Source organism: Amycolatopsis sp. lyj-84, assembly GCF_046549075.1.
GTDB lineage: Bacteria > Actinomycetota > Actinomycetes > Mycobacteriales > Pseudonocardiaceae > Amycolatopsis.
The window spans coordinates 117139-133586 of record NZ_JAJPWO010000006.1 but is presented as its reverse complement, the minus strand read 5'-3'; the positions used below and the strand labels follow the sequence as shown (position 1 = coordinate 133586).

10 protein-coding genes are annotated in these 16448 nt (G+C 66.2%); 6 read left to right on the top strand and 4 right to left on the bottom strand.

Features of this window, described 5'->3' with window-relative positions; genetic code table 11:
* Positions 1 to 2: 2 nt before the first annotated feature.
* From ACLJRM_RS20185 to ACLJRM_RS20175, 3 genes are all read right to left on the bottom strand, one after another.
* Positions 3 to 1322: a DUF4474 domain-containing protein gene (locus tag ACLJRM_RS20185; RefSeq protein WP_410663948.1), complete on the bottom strand. Its 1320-nt coding sequence runs from the start codon at positions 1320 to 1322 to the stop codon at positions 3 to 5.
* Positions 1319 to 1627, bottom strand: a complete 309-nt coding sequence (locus ACLJRM_RS20180; protein WP_410663947.1) for a hypothetical protein — start codon at positions 1625 to 1627, stop codon at positions 1319 to 1321. Before ACLJRM_RS20180 ends, ACLJRM_RS20185 begins: the two co-directional genes overlap by 4 nt.
* 656 nt (positions 1628 to 2283) lie before the next feature.
* Positions 2284 to 2811 (bottom strand): GNAT family N-acetyltransferase, encoded by a 528-nt coding sequence (locus ACLJRM_RS20175; RefSeq protein WP_410663946.1) that lies wholly within the window; start codon positions 2809 to 2811, stop codon positions 2284 to 2286.
* An 880-nt stretch (positions 2812 to 3691) separates the two neighbouring features.
* On the opposite strand from ACLJRM_RS20175, the gene ACLJRM_RS20170 reads away from it, so the two are divergent.
* The 6 genes from ACLJRM_RS20170 (at position 3692) to ACLJRM_RS20145 (ending at position 12553) form a co-directional block, all read left to right on the top strand.
* The gene (locus ACLJRM_RS20170) at positions 3692 to 4090 is read left to right on the top strand and encodes an STAS domain-containing protein (RefSeq protein WP_101608492.1); all 399 of its coding nucleotides are present in this window, start codon (positions 3692 to 3694) and stop codon (positions 4088 to 4090) included.
* A gap of 1401 nt (positions 4091 to 5491) precedes the next feature.
* Positions 5492 to 6298 carry a hypothetical protein gene (locus tag ACLJRM_RS20165; protein WP_410663945.1) on the top strand — a complete coding sequence of 269 codons (807 nt, stop codon included), beginning with the start codon at positions 5492 to 5494 and terminating at the stop codon, positions 6296 to 6298.
* Entirely contained in the window at positions 6295 to 10656 is a 4362-nt protein-coding gene (locus ACLJRM_RS20160; protein ID WP_410663944.1) for a hypothetical protein, read from the top strand. The genes ACLJRM_RS20165 and ACLJRM_RS20160 overlap by 4 nt, the downstream gene beginning before the upstream one ends.
* 65 nt (positions 10657 to 10721) lie before the next feature.
* Positions 10722 to 11531, top strand: a complete 810-nt coding sequence (locus ACLJRM_RS20155; protein WP_410663943.1) for a hypothetical protein — start codon at positions 10722 to 10724, stop codon at positions 11529 to 11531.
* On the top strand, positions 11429 to 11785 hold the full coding sequence (locus ACLJRM_RS20150) for a hypothetical protein (RefSeq protein ID WP_410663942.1): 357 nt from the start codon (positions 11429 to 11431) through the stop codon (positions 11783 to 11785). Before ACLJRM_RS20155 ends, ACLJRM_RS20150 begins: the two co-directional genes overlap by 103 nt.
* Before the next feature lie 3 nt (positions 11786 to 11788).
* Positions 11789 to 12553: an SDR family oxidoreductase gene (locus ACLJRM_RS20145; RefSeq protein WP_410663941.1), complete on the top strand. Its 765-nt coding sequence runs from the start codon at positions 11789 to 11791 to the stop codon at positions 12551 to 12553.
* Between the two features lie 440 nt (positions 12554 to 12993).
* Here the strand turns inward: ACLJRM_RS20145 and ACLJRM_RS20140 are convergent, their stop codons facing one another.
* The gene (locus tag ACLJRM_RS20140) at positions 12994 to 16428 is read right to left on the bottom strand and encodes a chemotaxis protein (RefSeq protein ID WP_410663940.1); all 3435 of its coding nucleotides are present in this window, start codon (positions 16426 to 16428) and stop codon (positions 12994 to 12996) included.
* Positions 16429 to 16448: the final 20 nt, after the last annotated feature.

Genomic DNA, 16448 nt, shown 5'->3' with positions numbered 1-16448 from the left:
GCTCACTTCTCCCAGGTGTAGCTCAGGGCAGGTGGGTCGTCGGTCGTCTTCGTGACGATGAGGTTCTGATCGCGGTGCGCTTCAGCCCACCGGGTCATCTCGTCATAGAGCTGATCGCGCAGGCCGATGTCCCGCACCTCGATCGTGGCGCGCTGGGCCAGCTGGCTTGGATCGACGTCAGGATCGGTGCGGATCCCCAGGTTCCAGAAGTGCTTCTTGTCGCTGCCGTCGGCGCCGTGGCCGTCGTTGGTGAAGTAGACCTCGTCGGTCGTCTTGTTGTAGATCGTCTGGCTCACTTTGATCTGGTCGTCGCCTTGGGCGGCGTCGAAGTAGCCCGCAGGGTCCGACGAGCCCGGTTCACGGGTGTAGAACCCGACTTCGCCGCCGAACGCGCCACCGAACCCGTAGCTGCCCTTCCACAGTTCGAGCCGGTACTGCTTGCCGGTCTTCGGGTCGGTGAATTCCATATTGTCACCATCGTCACCGGTCGCGTCGAGGTCAGCGCCGATGAGCTTCTCCAGCTTGTCGTAGAAGTCGTGCCAGCCCAGGAAGCTCTGCATCGAGTGTTCACCGGTGGTGTAGTAGTCGCCGTCCGCGACGTATCTGAAGCCGAGATAGTCGTAGATCTTCTGCGCGATCTCGCGGTTCTGGAGCAGCAGTTCCCAGTTTCCGGTCGCCAGGGCGACCTTGAGCCTCGGATCGTTCTTCACCAGCTCGGCTATGCCCGGGATCTCACGCAGCATGATCGCGGCGATCTCGGCGAGGTTCCGCTTTTCCGACCCCGCCAGCTCCCACACCTGGCCGGTCTTGGTCCGGAGCTTGAGACCCTCGGCGAGAAGGACCGCGTCGTAGCCGAGGACGATCCGCTCCAGGTCCGCGAGCACGACGACAGCCCGCGCCTTGATCACCTTGTCCTCCGCCCACGCGGAGACGATGTTGCCCTCACCACGCGAGAGGTCATTCCAGACGCCGTCCAGCTGTTTCTCCAGCGCTTCGGCGTCCGCACGGTGACTGCGAGCGTCGCCTTGCGCTTTGGACAGCGCGTCGCGGACCACCTCGAACGACATTGCGGACTCCTCGAGATCCTGCGCCTGGTCGTCGCGGTTCTTCTTGAAGTCCGTCAGCGACGTGAGCGCCGACTCGCCGGCCCCGCCGCGCCAGCACTCGGCCAGCTGAACCCGGACCGCCTCGACCAGCACCTTGGCGTCCAGAACGGCTTCTTTGGTGGCACGGCAGGCTCGGGCCCGATCGTCCAGGTCGGTCGTGCTGCCTTTTTCCACCTGGTCGGCGACATGGCGGATCTTGTCGAAGACCGAGCTCACCGGTCAATCCCTTCGAGGCCGCTGTCCAATGCCTTCAAGAAGGTGTCACGCGCGGCGGAGTCGGTCCCCTCGTAACTCTTGGCGGCAGCACGAATGGCGTCAACCAGGCTAACCACCTGGAGTTGCGCCGCCTTCAGGTCTTCCTGACGGGTCAGCAACCACACGTCGTAGTCCCCCGCGTAACCGGCAGCACGGTGGGTGCCGCCGACGTTCGGCGCACCCCCAGCGGTGAGCGTCGGCTGCTTCCCCGCGGCGAGCTTTCCCGCCGCATTGCTGATATCCGCGACATCGACCTCGAAACCCACAGCACATCCTCCCCACATAAGTGACATCCCGCGTAGGCAATGTAACATTCAATCCTGGATTCGATACCCGGTTCTGACAGGCGCCGCATCGACGTCTGTCACCACCGCGCCATTACCTGGTTGCCCACACTCGCGACGCCCCTCATCACGTGGCTAACAAAGACTCGACATCTTCGCGCCGGGCATCACGCGCCACCGGCCGCGGCCCGACGACACCATGCCCCGGCACCGAGCATGACCTCACGATCAGCTCTGTGGCTCGTCCTTCCTGTTCGACCTGCGTAGCGCCCGGCCCGCCTTCGACGCCACATACTTTGCCGCAGGTGGGTGCGTGCTCCCAGTAGCGGATCAGTTCCGGGCCTGCGGCCTTCACCTACATGAAGTCCGCATCGGGGGTGTCGAGAGCGACCCGGATCCGGCGATCTGTGTGGGCGAGGTCCTCGGTACGACACCGTTCGTCAGTGCTGAGCGTGCCGGGAACGGCCACGTGCGCACCGCGTCCCCTCCTTCTCGATCCTGACGGCGACGTCACCTAGCTCGGGACAGGAAGACCCGACGAATCCCCGCCGACACGACAGGAGAATGTGAGGGCGGGCCGGTCGTAGGGCTGAGTCAGATCGCGCACACACTGCAGATCGAATGAAGACGTGCCTTTGTCAGGCGGGATCGCTCTGCAACGGTCCGCGTCGCGCCTCGACCGCTCCGTCCGGACCGGGCCGGTCGGTGGTGAAGCCGACGGACCGCAGGATCCGCAGGGCTGCTTGATTGGACTCACGGGTCGACGCACTCAGCGTCGCCACACCGGCCGCCGACGCCTCGTCGACCAGCAGCCGCACCGCCGCGGCGCCGACGCCGCGACCCCGCGTGGAGCGTGCGAGCCAGATCCCCAGTTCCGCGGCCGCATCGCCGGTGGGACCGGCTGCGAGGCGCACCGCCCCCACGATCATTCCTTCGGCACGAACAGCCCAGGTACGTTCCCGGCAGTGTCCGGCCAGGCCAGCTCGACGGTCCTGATGGTAGGCGCGCAGCCAAGCGATCCGCTCGTCGCTCCACGAACCGTCCGCCGTCAGCGGCGGCGTCACGTCGTCGGCCGACGCATCCTCGACCGCGACCCTGACCAGGTCGTCAAGCACGTCATTGTCCACCGCGACAAGTTCCACCGAGTCGGAACGGGTCACTGTCATGGGAAATGCTCCTCGTGGTCCAGGCTTGTTCAGCGGCAGCAGTACGCGTGGGGTGATGGCGACGAGACGGCATCGGCGCGGCATCGACCATAACGCGGTACGGCAAGACGGTCGAAACGCATACTCGCTCATTGCACGAGCCCTATGTGGGGACGGCCCGGTGGAGCGTTTCGCCCGCCCAGTGGGCCCGGTTCGGCCTCCCATCCCGCCAGGTCACCCTCGGCCTGCGCGCCGTGCTCGTCATCACGACAGCGCTGTTCGCCGCCGCCAGCGACGCCATGTCGGCAGCTCAGGGATCCTTCCGGTTCCCGCGCAGGAAAATGACCCAGTAGTAGCCACTGCCCAGCACCAACACCGCGCCGAGGCCGACGTTGGCCCAGTTCTTCCAGTCCATCGGCCCCACATCGGTTACTCCCAGAATGAGCCAGACAGCCCCGAAAAGATCCCAAGTCACCGCCATGCGACGCGCTGACTTCGCATCCATGGTCGTTCTGCCCAGACGTCGTTTCGCCACAGCCATACATCCCACCCTCACCGCCGAACGTCCCAGGGTCGTTTCTCGATTACCCGAATCTTTGTTACGCCCAAACACTTTCCGTCAGCATCGTCGTAGTGAGGGGGCACCTCGACCCGTCGAGGTCACCAGCCGCGGTCAGCTCGGCAGGCCCGCCGAAAGGGTCGCCGGTGTTCGACCTGGTATCGGCTCCGGCCGTACAGCACGCCGGGTTATGATCCTCTTTCTGTCGCGCCGACGGCCTCACCCGGCGAGCGCCACGAGCGATCGAGTCGAGGAGCAGACGTCACCATGTCCCCCACCGGGTCACGCCACTGTCCCGCGCGCACGTCGAGTTCCCGGATCGATCGCAGTTCCCGGATCCCGATGCCACGGAAAGGCTTCGAACAGACGATCTGGCGCGATGACGCACTGGTCGTGGCCCTCCGCGGGGACTTCGACGCTACGAAGAAGACCTCGCTGAGCACCTGCCTCGCCGACGCGATCGCCGCCAAGCCCCGTGCCATCCTCGTCGACGCCACCACGATGACGTTCGGTTCCGCGGGCACCTTCTCGGAACTCCTGACCGCGTGCGCGGACGCACAGCGCGCCGGAGTACCTTTCGCGCTCCACACCGCCGCCTACGCCATCCTTCGCCCGCTGCTCACCCTCCGTCTCGGCTCCGACTTGGTTGTTCACCGTCGGCCCTCCGACGCTCGCACATGGCTCCGAAACGCGGGGCGCGCCGGTCACCGCGACGAGCCGGCCATGACGTTCACGCCCTGACCGGAACCCGCTGTTCGCACCAGGGTCGGGCGCGGCGACCCCGCCCCAGCGAGCTTGCCGAGGACATGATCGGGAAATACCTCGGATCGTCCTGGTGAATCGTCGACTTCCCTCAGCCGGCCGGTCCGAGCACCGCGTCGTCGAGCCGGGGCGGGTACGGGCCGTCTGCTGTGCCTGGACTTTCTCGATCGCGGGGAGCCGTTCCTTCTGGATCGCCACGAGGTCGGCTTCGCCGAGCCCACCGTGGCGGAAGGCGGAGACGAGCCGATTGGCCGCAGTAATCCTGTCCGGGATCGGCATGACAGCGGGGTGGCCCGCAGGATCACGTGTCCTGCGGCACCGACGGCAGTGAGGTGCTTGATCTTCTACGGGCTGCGTGATCAGGACTTCGCCGAGGTAGCCGGCGGTTCTCCTCTGCTGCCGATGTTCCGGATCGGGCTTGGCGAAAATGAACGACATCCGCTTGCGCGGCCGCCAGTACGCTCGTCTGGAGAAAGGCGCGCGTGACGTCGTTCTCTCGATCAACGTCTCAGGATGATCAGTCAGAACCAGGACCTCATCGGCGGAGGAACCACGGGCCGGGTCGACGCCGCCACATCGTGCGTAAGTGATCCGCTTTGGCGTCGGCGCTATGCCGCCCAAAATCCTCGACCTGCCGCGGTCGGGACACTCGTCGGACGAGCGCGGACAAGGACCTCGACGGGATGTTCTCCAAGGTTCGGACTATCGTTGCCGAGCTTCTGATACCGGGCGGCCGTCGCCGTGCAGATCAGAGCGGACGATCTCGACGTGGCGGTAGCTGTCGGCGGCGAGAGGTGCAGGCACACTCGCGACGACGAGGTCGAGGCATGCCGATGCAGCACCGCACTGGTCACCACCTGGATCCCGTCGGGTGCCGAGACGTTCGTCGCCGGGTGGAACCCTCGAAAATGATCGACAGTGTGGCTATGAACGGCTCGTGGTGCGATTCCACGGCGCGGCCGTATAGTCGGCCGGTTCCGCCGAAGGGGTGGAACCGGCCCGGTGTGATTCCGGGACCAGGCGGTGAAACCCCGCGTCCCCTGTGTCCGGCACGTGCCGGACTGTGTCGAGCGACGACACCACGTTGAGGTGATTCCTTCCGTCCGTTAGCGCGCGACCGAGTGCGGCGACGCGGGGGTTGCCCGCCGGGCAGGACGGCGCCCAGCCCACTGGTGCCGAAACACTCCGATCGAGGCAAGAGCCGGCAGCAAGTGCGGGAGAGCAGAGGCAACTATTCGCCCCGTGGGTGTCCATCGATTCGCCCGGTCGAGTGGTGTCGCTGCCGTCCGGAGATCTATGTGTCATTTGACCCACCGCGTCCGGCCGTCGGCCGGTACAACTGGCCGCAGCAGCGGGGTGGCCCGGCTGACAGGGGGTCGTGTGAACGGAACGAAGTCGGCGGTGCATCACACGATCATCGTGGTGGATGTGGAGGGGTTCGGGGACAAGCGACGGACCAATCAGCACCAGCTCGGTGTCCGTGAAGGGTTGTACCTGGCCGTAGAGCAAGCATTCGCGATGGCGGGCGTGCCATGGGCGGACTGCCACCATGAGGACCGTGGCGATGGGGTGTTCATCCTGGCCCCCGCCGCAATACCCAAGGCGCCGTTCGTGGACACCGTGCCACATGCGCTGACCAGGGCGTTGCGCGAACACAACGCCACGCACCCGGACGAGGAACGGATCCGGGTGCGGATGGCCTTGCACGCTGGAGAGGTCAACTACGACAAGCATGGCGTCACCGCGGCATCGATAAATCTGGCCTTCCGGCTGCTGGATGCCCGCCCTCTGAAGACCGCCCTCGCCGAGTCGCCGGGCCTACTCGCCTTGGTCGCCTCCGAATGGTTCTTCGAAGAGGTGGTCCGGCACAGCCGGGACGCAGCTCCCGCGACGTATCGGCCGATGCGGGTCTTGGTGAAAGAGACTACTGCGGTGTGCTGGATCTGCCTGCCGGATCACCCGTATCCACCCGATGCCGCGCATCTGGCGACCTCGGTGCCGGTCTCTGACCATCGGACCGAACAGGAGCCATCCCAGCTCCCCGCGGTGCAGCACATCACCGCGGCCGGCCAAGGTTCCATCGCCTCTGGCGCGATGTTCGGCAACGTCACCCACCATCACCATGCCGGCAAACAAGTGCCGTCCGCACCGGGTGATGCGGTCGGCGGCATCGGAACGCCACAGTGACCGGGATCGATGATGGACCCCCGCTGCCAAAATCGCTCAATCAGGAAGTGCGGGCCGAAGGTGGCTACGCCTACGGCGCTCTCGGCGCAGACATCCACGTATTCGGTGACGGAAGCCCGCTGTACCTACTGTTCGAACATCGCCAGGCGACCAGCCTGGACCCGCAGTGGCTGCGGGCACAGCCCAGCCGGTTGCTGGACGCCCGTGCCGAGGTCGTCGACTTCACCGGCCGTGACGCGGAACTGAATGAGCTGACCACTTGGCGTGACGCTCGCCCGCGGTTCGCGGTGCGGTGGTTACACGGCGAAGGCGGCCAGGGCAAGACGCGCCTCGCCGCGCAACTCGCGGCCGACGCCCAGCGGGTCGGATGGATGGCCGTGCGCGCCTCGCACCGGACGGACACCCACCCACCGGCGGCGGGCAGCCAGGACTTGCGGCCGGACAGGCACGCCGGGGTGCTGCTGCTGGTCGACTACGCCGATCGATGGCCCGTGTCGGATCTGAGCTGGTTGTTTCAGAACCGGCTCCTGCACCAGTCCGTGCCGACACGGGTTCTGTTGCTGGCCCGCTCTGCCGGCGGTTGGCCGGCGATCCAGGGAAAACTTCACAAGCTCCAGCAGGGCATCGACACCTCCGCTCAGAAGCTGCCTCCACTACCCGATGTCGGCGGGCACCGCGACGACATGTTCACCACAGCACGGGACTGCTTCGCCCAGCGCTATCCGGAGGTCACCCGGCCGGACGCCATCGCGCCGCCCGGACCACTTCGCCATCCGGACTTCGGGCTGACGCTGGCGGTGCAGATGGCCGCGCTGGTCGCCGTGGACGCTGAAGCCCATGGCCGCACCGCCCCTGCCGACATGGCCGGCTTGACCGCCTACTTGTTGAACCGGGAGCACGAGAATTGGCGGCAGCTGTATGAGAACGCCGAGGCCGGTCTCGACTTCCGCACTTCCGACACGGTGATGGCCCGAACCGTGTTCACCGCGATCCTTACCGGCTCCACACACCTGCAGGCAGCCCAAAGCGTCCTGAACGAACTCATGCCGGGCGAACCCACCGAGCGGGTTCTCACCGACCACGCCCGCTGCTATCCACCTACCGACCCGGCACAGGCCAACGTCCTGGAACCGTTGCTGCCCGACCGGCTCGCCGAAGACTTCCTTTCCCTGCTCACACCTGGCCACGACATCAGCTCCTACGAGCCTGATCCTTGGGCCACGACCGTGCCCGGCCGGTTGCTCCTCGACTTCACCGCGCTCGTGAACACGGCGGTCGGGGGCATCGTCGCCGCACTCACGGACAACGACACCAACTCCGGCGATCCTGGCCGCTGGAGGTCGAGTGAGCCCGGCCAGTCGGCCGTCGCCAGCACCGGGCAACGCTTGAGTGTCGCGGCCCGCGCGGTGACCTTCCTCGCCTCGGCCACCGATCGGTGGCCTCACGTCGGCACGAAAGTGCTGTATCCGTTGCTCAAAGCGCAGCCGAACATTGCGGTCGCGGCCGGTAGCGGTGCGCTGACCGCCATCGCCGGGATCGAGGACGTTCCTGTGGAGGTCCTCGGCGCGGTGGAGCAGGTGCTGCCTGATGGTCGGAACACCAACCTGGACGTCGGCGCCGCGGAAATCGTCAGCGCTCTCGCCGCTCGCGTGTTTCCGCTTGTCGACGACCCCGTCGACCGGGCGGACCTACATCTGGAAGTCAGCGACCGGCTCGCTTCGGCCGGCCGGCCGGCCGAAGCGCTCGAGCACTCCCGGAATGCCGTCGGTATCAGCGAACGATTGGCCGCCGCCGACCGCGCCACGCACCTGGCGACACTGGCGCGCTCAGTCGGCACCCACGCGTCCAACCTGGCTGAACTAGGGCGCTTTGCCGAAGCCGTGGTCCACACCGAACGCGCCGTGGGGCTGTATGAGGGGCTGGCGGAAAACCGCCCCGGCGAAAGGCTTTCCGATCTTGCCACCGCTGTGACCAACCACGCGTTGCAGCTCGTCGAGGTGGGAAGACGTGCTGAGGCTCTGGACGTCTCCCGGCGAGCGGTCGCACTATATGAACAATTGCACGTGACTGATCCCGCGCGTCACCGTGATTCCTTGGCCACCGCCTTGGCCAACCACGCCAGTCTTCTCGGCCAGGCCGGATTTCGGGCCGAGGCGATCACCTTGTCCCAGCGTGCACTGGAGGTTCGCGAAACGCTCGCCGCGGCTGACCGCGCGGCCCACTTGCCCGGGTTGGCGGTATCGATACACAATCACGCCGTCCGGTTGGCCGAGCACGGCCGGCAGACCGAGGCGCTGGCCTGCAGCGAACGCGCCGTGGCACTGCGTGAGGAGCTGGTGACAGCCAACCGGGCGATGTATCTACCGTACTTGGGCACCTCACTGGTCAACCTGGCGATACGGCTGGCGGAAGCCGGCCGGTCCGGCGAGGCCTTGGAATGTTCCGATCGAGCGGTCCAGGCCTTCGAAGAGTTGGCGGCGGCAGAGCGAGCGGCGCACCTGACCGCCTTTGCCAAGGCGATCACCAATCACGCCACACGGCTGGCCGAAAATGACCGCCACGACGAGGCCCTGGCCTGCTCGGAGCGCGCACTCGACTTGCAAAAGGAGCTGTGTGCAGGCAACCGGGTCGCGCATGTGCCCGGGTGGGCGGTCGCGATGCACAACCACGCGGCGCTGCTCGATCGGTACGGCCGCCACGAGGAGGCCCTGAGCTGTTCTGAGCAGGCGATCCAGCTTAGCGAGGAGCCAGCCTTCGATGCGGAAGGACCGGTCCGTCAGCTCGCACTGGCCGGAATGCTGTACAAACACGCTCTGCGGCTGGGCAGAGCCGGGCAACCCGCTGTGGCCTTGACATTTTCCCAGCGCGCGCTCACGTTACGGGAGGAACTGAACGAGGCCAGTGACCCGTCGCAACAGCAGGAGTTGGCGACGTGGCTACACAATCACGCGGTCTGGCTGGCCGACTCCGGCCGACGCGCCGAATCGTTCACGGTGTCCGAACGCGTGGTCGTGCTGCGAGCGACCTTGGCAGACGCGAAGCCCGCCGCGGCCGATGCCCACCTTGCGGAATCGCTGAGCAATCACGCGATCCGTCTGGCCGAACGCGGCAGGCACGCCGAAGCATCGGTCGAGTCGGAACGCGCCCTGCGAATGTATGAGGAACTGGCCGCGGCCCACCCCCTCACCTGCCTGCCCGGGCTGGCGCGGGCGCTGGCCAATCATGGCAACAGGCTGGCGACCTCTGGACAACGCGAAGAGGCGTTGACGTGTACCGAGCGCGCTTGTGAGCTGTTCGAGGAACTGGTGACCACCGATCGGCCAACGTACCTGAGCGAGTTGGCGGTCGTCGTCCACAATCAGGTGGCGCGACTGCTGGAGGCCGGTCGATACACCGACGCTCACGTTCCTTCACAACGATCGGTTGAGCTGTGTCAGGAGCTGACCGATTCGTACGCAGGTGAGCACCGGCCCTCCCTGGCGCGCGGCCTGCGCACATTCGCGGCCGTACGCGCGATGTCAGGCGCCGACCTGGACGCTGCCGTAGCCGCCAGTGAGCAGGCGATGCGTTTGTACCGGGAGTTGTCTGTGACGGATCCGGCGTTCCTCACCGAACTGAGCCTGGCTGTCGAAATCGCGGAAGCCGCAGCGTCTCGGCTACATTGGCAGCTGCGCTTGGGCTACGAGCTGGAAGAAATCTACTGCATCTACGCCGACTCGCAGGTGGATATTACTCAGGGACTCCCAGATAATGTAGTCGCACACCTGAAGACCAGGGGATCCTGGGTGGTTGGGCGACTTCGTGAAATCAACCTCGAGTCGTCTCTGATCGAGCTCTTCGAGCGTACACTGGACAGTCTGCCCACTAGAGAAGCCCTCCCCACCAAAGAGTCTTTCATGGCGTGGGTGATGCGCAGAAAGCATATAAGGAGAACCCTCGAACACCTGCTCGGAGCGACACGTGAGGCAGTCGGCAGGAACGGTGCCCGCTACTACGACTGCGGTGTCATGCTCTGCCGTATTCGTGCGTGCGCCACGATAGTGCGCGCACACTCAACACCACCGACAGAGGCTCGAGCAGATCACGGTCTGGCGGCAGAATACCGCAAAGAGCTGGTACGAGTCAGCGAGGTGCTCGAACAATTCATCACACACTCGAGTCACACACGGTGGCGCGACCCCGAAAAGCAGGATTTGGACCTCCGGCTCGATAACCTGGCCACATATCTGGCATCCTGGAGAGCCAACGGGGCGAACCCTGACGATAATTTCTTCGGACAGGTAGAAAATGTTACCTATTCCGCGAGACTCGGAGTATCGAATCAGGTCGAGGGAGAGTCGACGCGATCCCAGCGTTGATGGCGCTCCGCGAAGTGAACCAGAGGCGCTTCCCGAATCTCCAGTTGTTCGAAGACCAACGCGCCATGTCCGATGTCGGCAACGCCAAGGGCCTCTACCGCAGCATCGGCTCTCACGACGAGCAGAAGTTGGTCGACCTGCGCTCGGCGTACGCCGTGGTCGACGAGTTGCTGCCGGAACACCGTTACGCGTTGTCGCTGGCGCCCTTCGAACGGGACGGCCTCGCGGGCATCGTCGCTCTGCTGGCGGCACGGCGGCGAGCCGGGCAGGTGGACGGTCACCACTACTTCGCGGAGTTCGAGAAGCTGGACGACGTCGCGGACATCGGCCGCGCGCACGCGCTGATCCGCTGCCCCTCGAGCGGCGACGGCGAATGGGAGACCTACCTGCACGAGGGTGCGTGGGTGCAGGGGAAGGAGCCGCGCGACAGGGTCGTGCTGCCGGTCGGCCGCGACGATCTGGAACGGACCATCCGCGGACGGGAGACCGCCGAGGCCAGGTACTTCGACGTATGGCACGGCCTCGCCACCAAGAACGGGTACTACGCCCACGATCTCGTTCGCCGCACCGGATCGGTCGACGAGACTCCCGACGACCTCGGCTGGCGGCACACCGACGTTCTCGGGCGGCTGGAGCCCGGCTGGTGGGTGGCGGAGTTCAGCGAGCGGCACTTCCGCACCGCACGCTACGTCGCTGCGATGACGGGGAGATCGCGCGCGTGGGCGCCGACCCGGGCCTGGCGTCGCTCTACGACCTGGCCTTGCTCAGCGCGATGTACGGCCAGTTCGCGGGGGCGAGCCACGCACTCGCCCTCGTCGGCACGGAGAAAGCCGATCTCGCGGAGTTCGCCGCGTCCCTGCTGGCTCCCTGGCTGACCGCGACGACCGTCGCTCTGCCCCTGCTCGCCCAGGGAAACGGCACCAGCACGCAGGCGGTCGAGGAATCCGTTTCCCCACCGGACATGCAGGCGGTGGCCATCGTCAACACAGTCACGGCCAGCAACGCCCAGAACGTCGACAAAGCCTTGCTCTCCCACCTGGCCATCCCCCTGCGAGACCTCATCGGCCAGTCCGCCCACGACCGCGACCTCGCCGGCATGGTCGACCTGATCAAGAAACCCACGGAGTAGACCTTGAACAAATACTCGGGCAGGAAAGCCGTCATCGCGGGCGGAACGCACGGCATGGGGCTCGCGGTCGTCAAAGCACTCCTCGACGGCGGCGCGGAAGTCGTGCTGACCGGCCGCAACGAGAAGAACATCGAAACGGCGCGCACCGAACTCACGTCCTCCGCCGCACATGTGGTCCGATCCGACGCCACCAGCATGGCCGACATCCACGCGCTCGGTGACCTCGTCGAAGCCGGACTCGGCCAGATCGACTTCGTGTTCGTCAACATCGGACTCGCCAAGCTCGAACCCTTCGACCAAGTAACCGAAGCGTCCTACGACCAAAGCTTCGACACCAACACCAAAGGCGCGTTCTTCACCACCCAGCGGCTCGCTCCCCTCGTCCGCGACGGCGGCTCGATCGTCTTCACCACCTCCATCGCCGACGAAGGCGGAACAGACACCCTGACCGTCTACTCCGGAGCGAAAGCCGCCGTCCGGGCCTTCGCGAAAGGGATCGCCAGCGCGCTCCTGCCGCGGAACATCAGGGTGAACGTGATCAGCCCCGGCTTCATCGACACCCCGACCATGGGCATCACCGGCATGACCGACGACGACCGGGACGCGTTGAAGGAAATGGGAGACACGGCTACCCCGATGAAGCGACACGGCACCGTCGAGGAAATCGCCACGGCCGTACTGTTCCTCGCCTTCGACGCGACCTTCACCACCGGCGCCAGACTCACCATCGACGGCGGCATCGGCCAAGGCATCTCCACACCCCGGTAAGGGAGGACATCGCGCGAACGAACACTGCCTCATCAGGCTTGAGGGCGGCCGGGTCCCGGCCGCCCTCAAGTCAGCACGTCGTGATTGAGACCAGCCCTGCAACACAGGCTGGAAGCGACCACTTCAAACTGTCGCACATGGGACGGTTCGTGTGCCTGATCACCTCAACCAGCTTCCGCATCCTGTGGTCGCCGTGCGCCGTCTCAGTGTCGTCTCCCGAACATGTGGAGTTGCCATACCGGAAGATCCGTCCCACCTTCCGCCCACCGACGAAAACCTCAAGAAGCTGGTCCTCGCCCTGATCGGACGGTTCCCCGCGGAGCACGGCGAAATTCAGGCGACCGTCCACCGGCACTTCGAGGAGGTCAGCACCGACGCATCCGCGGACGCCTGCCTCCTCCAACCGACCGAAGGAAGCGGAGACCGATGCTACTTCACTTCTATCTGAGACCGACAGGCTGGTAAGCGACATACAGGGTCTGATAGATATTCCTACCGCCAGGCAACATCGACGGAACCAGGCCTTGCCAGGTCACTTCCGCGCTACTCTTGGTCACACTGTCGTAGACCAGTCCTCCGTCGAGCCTGAACCGGTCACCAAACTTGGTTTTCATGTACTTTTCCACTTCCAGCTGAAGGGCGGTACGAAGGAAGTCCCGGGTCAGGCTGCGATCCTCCTTCATTCTCCTTTTCGCAGTTTCGCTCAAATTGTCGTTGAGTATGTCTTTGCTGCGCTTGCTGGCCATGACCCAGTTAAGGCCGTCGCGCATTGCCTCCAGAAGCTCTTTTTTGCCCGCCATCGGCCCATTGGACGATACCAGCCACAGGCCGCGGTCCGCCATTTGCAGGTTGATTTCCTCACAGTTGCCGGGAAATTTGGCACACAGCCTGTTTTCGAGTTCCATGAGTGCTTCCCACCGAACAGCCTGCGGAAGTCCGTAGATGGATATCATCTTCTCGAACTCTTTTGGCTGATAGTGGTATTTCTCGGCCAGCTCCATCTCGATGTTTTCCTGATCGAGCGCCCATGGTTTGCGTTCGACCGGCTGCCCGGGCGGTTGTTCCGCAGCCTTCTTGCGCCTTGCCTCTTCCTCCTGCTTCTGCAGGTTCAGCATGTGTTCCATGGCTCCGACCAGCGCTGCGGCCGCCTTGTCCGCGCTCTGCCCCGCCGCGATGGCCGCTGCCCTGGCTTGCGCGGCCGAGGCTGACGCCGAGGACGCGGAGCGACGGGCTTGGGCCGCGGAGGAGTTGGCCCGTGCGGCGGAATGGGCGGCGGCCGCCGACTGGCTCTGAGCGGCTTGGGCGGCTTCGCGGGCCGACTTGGCCGATTGGGCGGCCTGGTTCGCGGATTCCTGAGCCTGGTCAGCGGACTGGCGGGCTTGATCGGCATAACCGTTGGCCTCGTTGGCCGATTCACTGGCTCGCCTGGCGTACTCCTCCGCCTCTGCGGCCGCGTTCCGGGCGATGGCCGCGACCCTGCCCGCTTCGGCGGCGTTCTGCCGAGCAGTGGCAGCCGACTGTGCCGCCTCGGCGACATACCCACGGACCTCCGCGACATGACTCGCGGTCTCGAGATCACGTTTCTTGGCTTGATGCACACCGACCCGAAGGAAGTCCCGCACGACGTCCGGGGGCCCTGCCAACGCGATCCGTGCAGCGGCGTTCACTTCACCGCCCGCACTGACAAACTGGGTGGCCTGGACCTGATCGTCCTGCTCGGCAGCAACGAACTGACCACGCTCAAGGAAGTCTTGAACCTGCTGGGGCGTTCCGTTCAACGCTGTCCTGCCCGCTTCCTTTACCGCGGGGCCGCCCGAGTTCATGAGCTGGGCGATCAGAACCTGATCATCTGCCTCCTTGCCAGGATAATGCCGAGTACGCAGGAACTCCTGAACTCCGGCATAAGGCCCGAACATCAGCGCTTCGGCCGATTTCCGCTGTTCGGGTCGGTCGGTGTTGTCCGCGATGTGGCCCACCCGGGTGCGGTCGTCCTGTTCGGCGGCCAGTTGACGCTGGCTGGACACGAACGCGCGTACGTCGAATTCACCGCCGACGAGTGCCGCTTCGGCCACCGCCTGCGCCCAGGGGCCACCTGTGCGCATCGACCTGATCGCGACCTTGCGCCCATTGCCCACGATGACCTCGGTAGTGGCGCCCGGCGCCGTCGCCTCGGCGAGCAGTCGTCGCGTGTCCGCGTCCAGTCTGGCGGCTTCGGTGGCCTCCCACGCGAGCGTGGACTTTCCCGCCTCGTACTTGGTTTTCGCCATCTCCGCGTCGGCGATCCCCTGGGATGTCTCCCTGCTCAACCGTGCGGCGTCCGACTTGCGAGCGTCTTCTTCGACCTTGCTCGCCCGATTGGCCGCCGCCACGGCGGCGTCAGCCGCCTGCTGTGCTGCTTCGGCATGAGCGGTGGCTTCCCTCGCCGCGTCAGCCGACTGACCGGCATGTTCGGCGGCTTCCCGGGCCGCGATGGACGCGGCTTCGGCATGCGCGGCCGCACCGGTCGCCGCCTCGTACGCCTCGGTCGCGGCCTGAGCCGATTCCGAGGCGTACGCGTCGGCGGCATTCGCCGCGGAGTCAGCTTCCGCCGCCTGCCGCCTCGCGGTGGCAGCGGCCTGCTTCGCGCGCTCGGCTTGCGCTCCTGCGGCATGGGACTGGTTACCGGCCACCAGTGCCGCGGCAGCCGCGGCACTGGAATGCCCACGAGCGCTGAGGACCGCCCGCAGGGCCGTTCGGGCCTCCTGCAGCACGGGGCCCATCGCGAGCATCGCGTTGGCGGCGTCCTTCGTCGCCAACGCGACATTGTGAGCGTCGACAGCTGCCGCGCCCGCCGCCTCGGCCTGTTTGGCATCGCCGACCGCGGCGGCCGCGGCCTTACGGGCGCGGGCGGCGGCCTGCGCGGCCGCGGAAGCTGCGGAGGCCGCCTTGGCCGCGGCGTTCGCCGCTCCGCGAGCAGCTGCGGTGGCGGCGTTGGCCGCCGCTATCGCGGTCTGGGTCGCTTCGGCCGCACGCAAGGCGGCGTCCGCTGCCCGGCCTGCCGCCGCAGTGGCCTTCGCCGCATCGGCGCCGGCCTGCACGGTCTCGCTCGCGGCGCGTTCCGCCGCCTCCTTGGCCAGTCGAGAAGCCTCCACGGCACGGGCGGATGCTTCCTTCGCCGCCTCGGTCTCGGTGGCGGCCCGCTGGCCCGCTTCCTTCGCCTGGCCCGCCAATCCGGCGACGCTGGCCCGTTCCTCATCCCGTGCCCGAGCCAGGTACTGCCCCTTGCGAAGGAAATCCTCGACATCCTCGGCCGAACCGGCCAGCGCGGACCGGGCGGCCTGCTTCACCGCGGCCCCACCCACGGCCATGAGCTGCGTCGCCAGTACCTCGTTGTCCTCAGCCCGCAAGACGTATCGTTTGGTGACCAGGAAATCCCACACATCCTTGGCGGACCCACGCAGCGCGGCCTGGGCCGCCTCCCGCACCGCAGGCCCGCCGGTGTGCATGGTCTGCGTGACCTCCACCTGCTGGTCCTGCTCGAAGGGTGGTCGCCAACCCGATTCCAGGAATACCCGCACCCCGTCCGCGGAACCACGGAACGCGGCTCTGACCGCCTCTCGCGTCGCGGGTCCACCGGTGTGCATGATCTGGGCCAGCCGCACCTGATTGTCCTGTTCGCGGGCAATGTGCTGCCCGGTACGCAAGAATTCGCCCAATGCCGCATCGGAATCCAGCAACGCGGCCTCCGCGGCGAGCATCGTCCCGGGCCCTCCGCTTTTCAGCATGTCCACCACAAGCTGACGCTCATTCACCGGCGGCGGATCCGCCGCGGCAAGCGGCACACCGGTCATTCCCGCGATCAGAGCCGTCGCGGCGACCACAACGGTCGCGCGCATTCTGCTCACCCTGCCTGACT